This is a genomic window from Pseudoalteromonas sp. S3431 (assembly GCF_000690035.1).
Classification (GTDB): domain Bacteria; phylum Pseudomonadota; class Gammaproteobacteria; order Enterobacterales; family Alteromonadaceae; genus Pseudoalteromonas; species Pseudoalteromonas fuliginea.
On the sequence record NZ_JJNY01000043.1, the window covers coordinates 1 to 12,080 of the forward strand.

The following is a 12,080-nucleotide window of genomic DNA, read 5'->3' on the forward strand; positions in this document are numbered from 1 at the left end:
TTAATCTTCGTAATACCAATCTGCTTAATTAAGTAAGCTATTTTGAGGTAAGAAAACAGTGTCGATAATAAGGCAAAAATTCGTTATTTAGTTGTTCTATATAAGAAATATTTAACACAGTTAGCGTCAAGTTTAAGCTCTCAAATTGCTCAAAGATTATTACGAATTGGTATTAATGTATTAATGATGTAACAGCTCAAAAGCATGCTAAGAAGCGATACAAACACTCTATTTTGCTCCATTATAAAAAGCTCTACGAAAAAGCTGTATACAATACCCTAATAAAAACGATTAATGCCTGACCGTACATAGCACATGTATTTTGAAATATGTGGAGGTAATCATATGGCTTATACCTTGTAAGTCCATTTGGTATTAAACACTTAGTTTACAGTTAGTAACTACACAGCTATTCGCTTTAAACAGCTTGGTTAGTTACTTTTATAGGCAAGTATATTTGCGCACTTAGCCCGCCTTCGGGACGATTTTCAAGCATCACTTTTCCATCGTGCATATCTACTATACGCTTGATAATTGCCAGCCCTAAACCACTGCCTTCGCTCCCTCGAGCAGCATCACCTTGCTTAAATGGTTCGAACACAGACTCTAACTCACTTTCAGGAATGCCGGGGCCATTATCGTTTACTGCAATAACGACATATTTTTTATTTGGACTAAAATAACTAAGTACTTCTATATCATCTTGTGAATAACGCAGCGCATTACCAATCATGTTTGTTATTACACGCTTAATAGCCACAGAGCTTAGCGGTATATTACCAATACTTGGGTTCTCTTTAAACGTAATTACACGTTGATGCTTTAGCTCCGAATGAATAACTTCAGCCACCAGTGCATTTATATTTTCACAGGTTAGTTCTTCACGCTTATGATGGCGTAAGTACTCGATAAACTGGTCGATAATACCGTTCATGTCTTCAATATCGTAAATGATACCTTCGCGTAAGTACTCATCAGCTTCAGCCATCATTTCAGTCGCTAAACGAATGCGTGTAAGCGGCGTGCGTAAATCATGTGACACACCAGCCATTAATAAACGGCGGTCATTCTCAAGTGCAGCAATACCCCGCGACATCTGATTAAACGCGCGCGTTACTTCTATCACTTCTGTTGAACCCTCCTCTGCTAACTTGGTAGTAAAATCACCTTTACCAACTTTTATTGCGGCTTGTTGTAACGCTTTAAGCGGCCTATTGAGGTGCCTTGCAAACAACCACCCACCTAACACACTTAAAAATCCGATGCTTGATAAATAAAAAGTTAAAAATTCTAAATTATTCTCTTGGAAACCAGTTAACGGTACTTTAACCCAGTAACCTGGGGCTTGAGGGGCTTCGACCCAATATATGAGTGGACCAGTTTGGCTAATGCGCACACGCGAGAAGCCATTTAACTGTTTCGTCATACTGCGCGATAACCCTGAATACTCACGAGTTTGCCCTAGCCCATTACGCATTGCCTCACGTTGAGTCATTACTTCAATTCCAGTGATTTCAAAAAACTTTTCTGAAACCTCGTCGTTTATCTCAATGCCGTCTTCCCAATCTATAAATACGGTTTTTATTTGCTTTGCGAGCATTAAATTTACTTGCTCAATTGTAGGCTTTACAACGTATAAGCTTACTGTAACGTAAGACACTATTTGGTTTATTAGTAATAATGCGGCTACCAAAAAAACCGTTTGTCCAAACGCACTACGCGGAAAAAATCCCATATAAATTACTTTTCACCATCAGGAACAAATACATACCCCAAACCCCATACGGTTTGAATATAACGCGGATTGGCAGCATCAATTTCAATCATGCGTCGAAGTCGCGACACTTGCACATCAATACTTCGCTCAAGCGCACTGTAATCACGCCCACGCGCTAAGTTCATTAGCTTATCGCGGCTAAGTGGCTCTCGTGGATGCGAAACAAGCGCTTTAAGCACGGCAAACTCACCACTGGTAAGCGATATTGTTTTGTCCCCTTCACTCATTTCGCGCGTTGCTAAATTAAGCGTAAATTTACCAAAAGCGATCAAATTTTCTTCAGCAGCTGGAGCACCTGGCACTTCTTTTGCGCGGCGGCGCAAAATTGCTTTTATGCGAGCAAGTAGCTCACGTGGATTAAATGGTTTTGGAATGTAATCGTCAGCGCCAAGTTCAAGACCAATAATACGGTCTACTTCGTCGCCTTTAGCGGTGAGCATAACAATAGGGATTTCATTTTCTTTTTGGCGTAACCTGCGACAAATTGACAATCCATCTTCACCTGGAAGCATTAAATCGAGAACCATTAGATGAAAATTTTCACGTTCAAGGAGCCTGTCCATTTGCTCCGAATTTCCTGCGGTTCTAACAATAAAACCTTGCTCTACTAAGTAACGTTCAAGCAAACTGCGTAAGCGCATATCGTCATCAACAACTAATACTTTTGTGGTTTCGTGTCCCATTATCTCTTTCTTATTTTTATATCCAATTACTAGTTAATATAAATGAAAAACTTAATAATCAAAAACTAATTACTTGCTTAGATTGTTACTGAACATTTCAAAGCTTACTTGCTCGTACTTTATTACATTTTACGCTCGACAAGTTTTGGCAAATTTAATAACGTGCACACCATTAGAGTTAATAAAGAATTGGCCATGAAAACAAATTTAGTTACCCGCGAAGGTTACTTACAATTACAACAAGAACACGACCAACTATGGAACGTTAAACGCCCAGAAGTAACAAAAATAGTCAGCTGGGCGGCCAGTCTCGGAGATCGCTCTGAGAACGCTGACTATCAATATAACAAGCGTTTGCTACGCCAAATTGACCGTCGTGTACGCTATTTACGCAAACGCATACCTGATTTAAAAATCATCGACTACTCTCCCGTTCAAGATGGAAAAGTGTTTTTTGGTGCATGGGTCGAAATTGAAAACGAAGAAGGTGAAACTAAAAAATTCAGAATTGTCGGACCTGATGAAATTTACGACCGAAAAGATTACATATCAATAGACTCACCTATGGCGCGTGCATTGATTAAAAAGCAAGTAGATGACGACTTTGAAGTACCTACTCCTCAGGGTAAAAAGCAATGGTATGTAAACAGTATTGATTACCAAAAAAAGAAATAAAAAGTTTTGATTCAGATCATGTTAACTTTTGATTGTGTAAATTAGGTCAATAAGCTATAAATGAATTATTCAAGTTGATTTGTTTAATTTGAAAGCAGTTAATTAAGGTCGTGGTTATGTCAAACATAGTACAGCGCATATTAAATAATGCCGTATTGTTTGCACTTTTAATGAGTGTAAGTTTGACGCTGCATGCCAGCAACACTGACGTAAACCTTGATAACGCTAAACTATCTAATCACTTTATTGCTTGTGACATTCCTGACCAGGCAAACCTCGATTTTGACGTAGACTCTCACGTTAATACTATTACCTTTAGGTCGCCTCAACCACTTCCTAATGTCGTAGATTCTTTTTATAAGAGCACTAATCTAAACAGACCTTTTAGCACTGCATACCAACGCGGACCACCTAGCTATTTAATTTAATTCATTATTTTACAACTTAATTAAATTTTATAACGACTAAGGTGACTACTATGTCTAACTTTAAAGAATTACGTACTCAAAGCATTTCTCACGGCGTTATTGCAAGCACATTTGCAGATGACCAACCATTAATTGATTTAGCCTCTCCGGCATTAAAAGTGGTAAATAATTTCACTCAAAAAACACCTGTCCGCGCCCAGTATGAAACAACAATTGAAGCAGCACTAAAACAGATTAGCGCTCAACAATCTGATTTTGTCTTAGTAACGGACGACAACCAAAAATTAATTGGAATAGTTTCAAGTGCTGATTTACAAAGCTCAAAAATCACGATTATTGCCCAGCGTTTAAATACACCGCGTAATGAAGTTAGCTTACGCCACATAATGACACCAATAAGTCAGTTAATGAGTGTAAGTATGCAAAGCTTAAGCTACGCATGTATTGGTGATGCGTTGCAAACAATGGAGCATCAAGGGGTGATGTTTTTATTAGTGACTACAACTGACAATGAAATTTGCGGTTTAATCTCAGCACGTCAAATTACTAAAGCGCTACATATCCCTCTGCATATTACCCCCATAGCTAATTCATTCAGTGAAGTATTAGAAAACATAGAGCACCCTCACTAGGGGCTCTTTTAACGCTATAATTACCCAATCAAGCCAACCATCTTAAAGCAAGGAAAATAGCTTGCTTTAAGAGCTTTTTATTACAACCTCGTGTGATATTATTCAAGCAATTAGTCGTATCAGTTAACTTACTAACTGGTCTTATTTTTGTTTAAAAAGGTTTTTGCATGAGCGATATCTCTGCACGTTTAGCCGGTGAGCTAAATGCACAACAACAGCAAGTTGTTGCTGCAACAAAGTTACTTGATGAAGGTGCTACTGTGCCTTTTATTGCTCGTTATAGAAAGGAAGTAACCGGTGGCTTAGATGACACCCAATTACGACTTTTAGAACAGCGTTTATCATATTTACGTGAACTAGAAGAACGCCGCAGCTTTATTTTATCAACCATCGAATCTCAAAATAAATTAACAGCAGAGTTAAAGGCAGATATTAGTACTGCGCAAAGCAAAACTGAACTTGAAGATTTATATCTCCCGTATAAAGCGAAGCGCCGTACTAAAGGCCAAATAGCAATTGAGGCCGGATTAGAGCCACTTGCTGATGCACTGTTTAAAAATGCTAACCTTGATCCTGAACAACAAGCTGAACAGTTTATAAATATCGAAAAAGGCTTTGCTGATATAAAGGCAGTGCTTGAAGGTGCTAAGTTTATTTTAATGGAGCGCTTTGCTGAAGACGCAAAACTACTTGCTAAATTTAGAAGCCACATTAGCCAAAATGGCGCAATTCAAAGTACCGTTATTAAAGGCCAAGAACAAGCTGGCACTAAATACCGTGATTACTTTGAACACCAAGAGCTTCTAAAAAAAGTACCTTCGCATCGCGCACTTGCAATGCTGAGAGCTCGAAATGAAGGTGTACTTCAGTTAAATGTTAACCCTGAGCCTAGTGCTGAAAATTCAGCGCAACTTTGTGCCAACATGATTGCTGAGCATTACCGTTTAGATATTAAATATAAAGCGGCAAGTCCTTGGTTATTAAACGTTGTGCAATGGGCGTGGAAAATTAAATTAGGGCTGCATTTAGAAAACGAATTTTTTGCAGCCATGCGCGAAAAAGCAGAAGCTGGTGCAATCGACGTATTTGCTAAAAACTTAAAAGATTTATTAATGGCAGCACCTGCAGGCCCTCGTACTACTTTAGGTCTTGATCCAGGCCTTCGAACTGGCTGTAAGATTGCCGTTGTTGATAGCACAGGTAAATTACTAGCTACACAAACTATTTTCCCTCATGCACCACAAAATCATTGGGATAAATCAGTGCGTACGTTAGAGCAACTTTGTCGTCAGCATAAAGTTGAGCTAATTGCGATTGGTAACGGTACTGCATCACGCGAGTCAGATAAGTTAGTTGCTGAACTTATCAAAGCAAACAGCGAACTTAAACTTAGTAAAATTATGGTTAGCGAAGCGGGTGCATCGGTTTACTCAGCTTCTGAATTTGCAGCTAATGAATTTCCAGATTTAGATGTTTCTATACGAGGCGCTGTTTCTATTGCGCGCCGCCTACAAGATCCTCTTGCTGAACTTGTTAAAATTGAGCCAAAATCAATTGGTGTTGGCCAATACCAACACGATGTATCGCAAAGCCAATTAGGCCAAAGCCTTATCTCCGTTGTTGAAGACTGTGTAAACTCAGTAGGCGTAGATTTAAACATGGCATCGGTACCGCTACTTACACGCGTATCTGGTTTGAACAAAACATTAGCGCAAAATATCGTTAATTATCGCGATGCTAACGGCACATTTACTAAACGTAGTGAGCTTAAAAAGGTTGAGCGTTTAGGGCCAAAAGCATTTGAACAAGCGGCTGGTTTTTTACGTATTAACAATGGTAGCGATCCGCTAGATAACTCATCAGTTCACCCTGAAGCTTATCCTGTTGTTAAACGTATTTGTGAACGCAATAGCGTCGATGTCAGTAACCTAATTGGTAACAGCGACTTTTTAACTAAACTTGCTGCTAACGATTACACTGACGAAAAATTTGGCTTACCAACCGTTACCGACATTATTACTGAGCTTGATAAACCAGGTCGAGATCCTCGTCCTGAATTTAAAACAGCTGAGTTTAAAGCCGGTGTTGAAAAAATTAGTGATTTAAAACCAGGTATGATTTTAGAAGGCGTGGTTTCAAACGTTGCTAATTTTGGTGCGTTTGTTGATGTAGGTGTTCACCAAGATGGTTTAGTGCATATTTCAGCAATCACGAATAAATTTATATCAGATCCGCGCGAAGTAGTTAAAGCTGGTGATATTGTAAAGGTTAAAGTAGTTGAGGTAGACGCTGCACGTAAGCGCATAAGCTTTACTATGCGCTTAGATGACGAAATTGACACAAGTAATAAGTCAGCAGCTCCAGCTACGCAAAAGCCACAAACTCGTGCTGCAAAGCCTAAACGTGACAATGGTAATGCGTTAATGGGTAATGCATTTGCCGATGCGTTCGCTAATGCTAAAGTAAAAAAATAATAGTTGTACAGCTAAGCTAAAACGAAAAAAACCGCGTAAGCGGTTTTTTTGTGGTTATGTTTTGCTAGATTATTAACTTAACGCTGAAAAACTACTTTGGCTCGCTGGCGATGTCGCCATTTGATAAAAGTTAGCAATACGCCCTGCACGTGCCTCAACATCGGCATCACGTGTTTGCTCGTCACTTTTAGCTGTTTTTGTATCGCTGCTTTCATCGCTAGAGAATGAAGCTTCAAGTTTACTTTTTGCGTCTTCGTCATCTTCTTTTTCAGGTTGTGCAAGCTCAGCCTGAGCCGCTGCTAGCTTTTGCGTAGCATCTGCAGCAATAGAGCGATCAGCTCCCGAAGGCTCAGCAGGTGCTAATGCAGCAGCGCGCACCGTTTGCATTTTATCAATCGTCGCTTGTGGGTCGCCGGGTATTTCTGATACATCAATTTGTACTTCTCCGCCAACTGCGTAATTAGTACCATCGGGCCCGCGTTGATATTCATAACTTGGCGAACCTGCATGTTGTCCACCTACAGAGGCATGCGCTTGTTCGTGTATTCTGACTTCGGTATCTCGAGCCTTTAGCTCTTTAATTTGTAGCTGTTCTTGCTCTAATTGCAGCTCTTCTTGCTCTAATTCTTGTTGCTCACTTGCTTCGTTTTCTTGTTCAGAGCCTTCAGGGTTTTCTGAGTTTTCATCGCGTTGTTGAACTGATTTTTCGTCTGTTGTTTTTCCCGTTGCATCATATGTTACGCTATCACTTCCACCTGGCAACTTCGCTTTTTCAGCGTCACTTTGGGCTTTAGTTTCGGTATTACTTGCGCTACTTGATGCTGGTGCAGGAATGACTTCGCGTAGTTGGTTGTCACGTCGTGCAGTTTCCGTATAAACATTTGCAGTGTTTATATTGATAGATGGAAATGGCGTGACAATATTCATAATACTAAACTTTAATATCGATTAACGTGCCAAGTACATCATCGGCGGTTTGAATTGATTGCGTATTTGCCTTGGCATTAAACTCTTCAACTTTTAAGTTAACAAGCGCTTCATCAACACGAGCAGGCTGTGCTACAGGTGCAGTAATAGCTTCTTCAGGGCGTGCTGCCGTAAGCTGACGTTGCTGCGCTAACTGCGCGTCGTCTTGCTGTTCAATATTGGCACGATTAATCTCAGCACTGGCCTTTTCGATACCTTGGCTAGCACGATTAAATCCTTCAACACCGTTATTAAATACAGATCCGATTGGCATATTAAAACCTCCACCAAATTAACATTGCTTAATTATCGCTCAGGTTATGCACAAAATAAAGCTTTAAACTGCGCTATTTTCAGCTCAATTTTAAAGCATTGATTTAACGACAGATAAAAACTCTCTCTTATGAGAAATAAATGGGGCGTGCGATGCTTTATCAAGCACTTCATATTCAAACTCAGTATTTAGTGCTGATATTTCCGCAATCACTTTATAAGGTACAAGTGCATCTAAACGCCCGAATATACCTTTAATAGAGACCGGGCAACGAGTAAATAACTCACGCAAGTCTTCGTTTTTTAAAATATCCAAACCTGCCATAAGCGCTTCAGTATTTGGTGCGCTGTACTGATTTAGTAATAGTTTAAGTTGCTTTATATCATCCCTTGCCGACTCACTTCCCATCGCTTGAATTGCTAAAAATCGCTCTATCGTTTTTTCTCTATGATTAACTAGTTGGTCTTTAAATTGTTCTAATACTTTGGAATTAATACCAGGCCAATCTATTTGCTCTGCAAAAAATGGCGTTGATGCAACCAATATTACTTTTGACACTTTTTCAGGCCAATGCTTAGCAATATACAGTGCAAATAAGCCTCCTAATGACCAGCCCATTAAAATTGATTGTGGTTGTAGTTGTTCACTCAAAAGTGCGGCTGCATCATGGAGTGTATAAGGGCTTGGGCAAGCAATACTATTACCGAACCCAGGTAGGTCAAGGCTGCGTACATTCCCTGAATATAAAAATTCAAGCTCTGGCTGAACCAACTGCCATACCCCCTGATTCATTCCCCAACCATGTAATAACACTAATTCGTTTTGCATATTTGCCTAACCTTTACCAAACTTAAGCTCATAATAACGATTAAAGAGATGATTGCAATGTACGGTTCAAATCAATGAATAAAGCCATTTTTGATTGGTTATTTCCTACTTATTGCGTTCAGTGCCAGTGTATTATTAACGCATCATTAGGACTGTGTGAACATTGTTTAGAAGACTTGCCATTGTTTAATTTAAACGAGCATACCAATTTACTTCATCGCCCCGATATTGTTGAAATGTTTCCCAATTGTGAGTTTGATATGTTATTTGCATGCGCATTTTATCAACCTCCATTTGAGCACTGGCTTAAGCAACTTAAATTTAATAACCAAATTCATTATAAAAAGGCATTGCAGCAAGTCATTAAAAAACAGCTTGTACAACTGTTTGCTCAGAGCCAAAACTTACCTGATGCTTTTGTTATTTTACCACTGCATAAAAATCGTTTTTTGGAGCGTGGATTTAATCAAGTCAGCCAAGTATGGTATCCATGTTTAACTAATTACTTACCATTGAGTAACGTACTTATTCGCGACAAAAAAACACAGGCTCAGTCAAAACTATCAAAAGCAAAGCGTATGAAAAATTTAAAAAATGCCTTTATTTGTACACAGGATATGCGCGGTAAAACCGTCGCTATTGTTGATGATGTAATGACAACGGGCGCTACATTAAATGCAGCGACTCATACATTAAAACAAGCTGGCGCTAAACAAGTATGGGCTTTTGTAACCTGTTTAACGCCAATTTAGTAATTAAAAAATACTACCCACCATTTGCGCGAAACGTGTGACCAAAAAATAAAGCATTGCTTAGCAGTCGACTAGTACCATACCAGTAACCTCTAAATACAGGATCGTCGGTCATACCTATCACTGTACCTCGCCCGTATGAGTGTGCAATTAAACCGGCGCCGCCGGAAACTTGCTCAACATTAACGGCATCAGTAAAACCTGCCAATAATGGTTTTTTAGTGTAGGTAAGTACATTTACGAACGGCGCATCGGAAGCTTCAAGTAACCATGTGCTGTTTTTAAATACCGGTAATTTATTACGATTAAGTGAAAAACTAAGTGGGTGAGTTAAATCTACATGGGTATTAAAAATGGCACCTGCAATGCGCTGACGTCCAGCTAAATGATCTTTGTCGCCATAACTTAAACCTGTCGTATTAAATGCGCTCGCTACATCTTGTCGTGATAGATAACTTGCTTTAAGAATTTGCTGATCAACTAAAAATTTAGCGCCGCCTTTGTGACCCCAAATAACACCACCTTTTCTTACCCAGCTTTTAATTGCCACTTTATCAGTGTCAGATAAGCTATTGTAATTGCCATGAGCAAGTACAATATGGCTGTAATCACTTAGCTCAAGTGAGCTAAAGCGGTTCATTTCAACAATTGTTGGCGCTGCGCCAACAAAGCGATCTAGGTAATACCACACTTCGCCTACTTCGTACTGGCTCGCGCCCTGCCCACCAATAAGCAGTACCTTTGGCGCACTAACAACGGCCATTGATCGTGAACCTAAATCAGCGCCTTTACTTGTTAAACCTGATGTAATTGGTTTAATTGCAATACCAAATTCACTTTGTGCTTTACTAAGCTGGGCAACCCAATCGATATTTGTTTGTAGGCCAGCTGGAATAATAATACTACCTGGTTCGAAGTTTACTTCCCCCGATGTTGATTTAGCAGTTAATGAGCTCAATGCAACGCGTGCTTTAATACCTTGTTTAAGTAAAGTATTGAGCATTTTAGGGGCTAAATAATCGTCCCATGCAAAACCAAAGGCATAACCATTTTTTAAATCGGAAAAAGATGTTTTTACCGCTTTATTCCAAGCAGTATCTGCAACATCTAAGCCCCAATTGCTTTTAACTTTTGCAAACGGTAAATTAAAAGCATGCGCTAGAGTCCAACCCGAAACATCATAGAATGTATTATCAGCAAAGTTTTTTTGCTCACTAAAAATAGCTTTTACTAAACGGTATTGCGGTTGCGCTAATGGCACAAAATAACTATGAGTACTAAAACTTTTTCCATTTGCTTTTAATGGTTTAGTAAGTGGGTAAGCGTTAATTTGATGCTGTTTTAGTAATTCTAAAAAGTGCTTAGTACGGGTGTTGTCGCTCGCGCCTTCAACAACATAACCTTCAAAGCTCTCGTCACTGGCTAAATCAGCTGCCTGATTATAAAACTTCGCTTGGTAATCTAGTAACGCCTGGCGATTATCAATGGCTGCTTTAAAGGTTGATAAGCTCGTTAATAGCTGATTTTTAATAGTAAATGCAAAGCTTAAAGGTCCGTTTATAGTTTCTTGAATATGCCCACGAGAACTCGCTTGCTCGAATAAAATGCCTACACCACCATTTACGTCGGGATAAGTTGAGCCTTTTCCGTAATAAAAATCGTCAAAACTTTCTTCTGTAAAATAAAGTGCGTTATTTTCATCTAAAGTTTTTGCATGATAGTTGGCAATCGCTTTCGTTAAAGTTACATTTTCATCTGGTGTTATTGGGTGTTTACGACTTGGGATACCTGGCTGAAAAAAGTAACTGCTATTTGGCCCCATTTCATGAAAGTCAGTTAAAATATTTGGTTTCCACTGATGAAATTTGGCAATTCGCGCGCGCGATTCAGGATGCTGTAGTAATAACCAGTCACGATTTAAATCAAACCAATAATGGTTAGTACGGCTACTTGGCCAATTTTCAACATGTTCACGGGTCTTAGGATCAGACGATAAGTTCATACCTCGGTTACTGTTGGCCCAATTAGCAAAACGAGCAAGCCCATCAGGATTAAGTGAAGGGTCGAGTAAAATAACCGTATTATTTAATAGCTCATCTATTTCAGCACCTTGAGCAGCTGCTAAATAATAGGCTACCAATAATGAAGCGTTGCTGCCCGATGATTCATTGCCGTGTACACTATAACCCATCCAGACAACAGCAGGTTGGTCTTTAGTTTTGTCACTGTTGTTACTTAAACGCGCCAAATGAGCTTGGCGAGTTTGCTCTATGTTTGGCAACTTGTTGGCGGCAGTAATTGTTAGCATCACAAGCGGGCGTTGCTCATGTGTACGGCCAATAATTTCAAAGTTTATGCGGTCACTTTTTTTCGCAAGTACCTCCATATAGCGCACTAACTGGTCGTGTCTTACATGCCACTCCCCCACTTGATAACCTAGCACTGCTTCAGGGGGGGGAATGGTAGGGTCAAATTGAACATCTTGCTCAAAATAATAAGATAGTGGCTTTGCCATACTTGAAAAACTCAGTAGTACCACCATTATTGTTAACATGAACCGCATATAAATCACTCTAAAAATGTTTGTTAAT

Annotated in this window: 11 protein-coding genes; 5 read left to right on the forward strand and 6 right to left on the reverse strand. The window is 39.4% G+C overall.

All coding sequences use genetic code 11. The features are described 5' to 3' along the window. Positions 1 to 418: 418 nt before the first annotated feature. Positions 419 to 1,735: a two-component system sensor histidine kinase EnvZ gene (gene envZ, locus DO88_RS08560; protein ID WP_007376426.1), complete on the reverse strand. Its 1,317-nt coding sequence runs from the start codon at positions 1,733 to 1,735 to the stop codon at positions 419 to 421. Between the two features lie 5 nt (positions 1,736 to 1,740). Beyond that, positions 1,741 to 2,460 carry an osmolarity response regulator transcription factor OmpR gene (ompR, locus tag DO88_RS08555; protein WP_007376425.1) on the reverse strand — a complete coding sequence of 240 codons (720 nt, stop codon included), beginning with the start codon at positions 2,458 to 2,460 and terminating at the stop codon, positions 1,741 to 1,743. 195 nt (positions 2,461 to 2,655) lie between these two features. Here ompR and greB point away from each other — a divergent pair, with 195 nt between their 5' ends. The 4 genes from greB to DO88_RS08535 all read left to right on the forward strand — a co-directional run bounded on the left by greB (position 2,656) and on the right by DO88_RS08535 (position 6,669). Beyond that, a complete protein-coding gene (gene greB / locus DO88_RS08550; protein ID WP_007584978.1) occupies positions 2,656 to 3,135 on the forward strand; it encodes a transcription elongation factor GreB in 480 nt (159 codons plus the stop codon). A gap of 116 nt (positions 3,136 to 3,251) precedes the next feature. Beyond that, positions 3,252 to 3,563 carry a hypothetical protein gene (locus DO88_RS08545; protein ID WP_008138735.1) on the forward strand — a complete coding sequence of 104 codons (312 nt, stop codon included), beginning with the start codon at positions 3,252 to 3,254 and terminating at the stop codon, positions 3,561 to 3,563. A gap of 50 nt (positions 3,564 to 3,613) precedes the next feature. Then, complete coding sequence (locus DO88_RS08540; RefSeq protein WP_007376422.1) at positions 3,614 to 4,195, forward strand: CBS domain-containing protein; 582 nt, start codon at positions 3,614 to 3,616, stop codon at positions 4,193 to 4,195. A gap of 167 nt (positions 4,196 to 4,362) precedes the next feature. Continuing rightward, positions 4,363 to 6,669 (forward strand): Tex family protein, encoded by a 2,307-nt coding sequence (locus tag DO88_RS08535; RefSeq protein ID WP_033039592.1) that lies wholly within the window; start codon positions 4,363 to 4,365, stop codon positions 6,667 to 6,669. Between the two features lie 72 nt (positions 6,670 to 6,741). On the opposite strand, the gene DO88_RS08530 is transcribed toward DO88_RS08535, so the two are convergent. From DO88_RS08530 to bioH, 3 genes are all read right to left on the reverse strand, one after another. After that, entirely contained in the window at positions 6,742 to 7,596 is an 855-nt protein-coding gene (locus tag DO88_RS08530) for a putative metalloprotease CJM1_0395 family protein (protein WP_007376420.1), read from the reverse strand. Between the two features lie 4 nt (positions 7,597 to 7,600). After that, the gene (locus DO88_RS08525; RefSeq protein WP_007376419.1) at positions 7,601 to 7,909 is read right to left on the reverse strand and encodes a hypothetical protein; all 309 of its coding nucleotides are present in this window, start codon (positions 7,907 to 7,909) and stop codon (positions 7,601 to 7,603) included. 90 nt (positions 7,910 to 7,999) lie between these two features. Continuing rightward, positions 8,000 to 8,737 (reverse strand): pimeloyl-ACP methyl ester esterase BioH, encoded by a 738-nt coding sequence (bioH, locus tag DO88_RS08520; protein WP_007376418.1) that lies wholly within the window; start codon positions 8,735 to 8,737, stop codon positions 8,000 to 8,002. Between the two features lie 74 nt (positions 8,738 to 8,811). Between bioH and DO88_RS08515 the strand changes: the two genes are divergently transcribed. Then, positions 8,812 to 9,489, forward strand: a complete 678-nt coding sequence (locus tag DO88_RS08515) for a ComF family protein (protein WP_033030239.1) — start codon at positions 8,812 to 8,814, stop codon at positions 9,487 to 9,489. A gap of 13 nt (positions 9,490 to 9,502) precedes the next feature. Here DO88_RS08515 and DO88_RS08510 read toward each other — a convergent pair whose 3' ends face one another. After that, on the reverse strand, positions 9,503 to 12,052 hold the full coding sequence (locus tag DO88_RS08510) for a M14 metallopeptidase family protein (RefSeq protein ID WP_033039619.1): 2,550 nt from the start codon (positions 12,050 to 12,052) through the stop codon (positions 9,503 to 9,505). Positions 12,053 to 12,080: the final 28 nt, after the last annotated feature.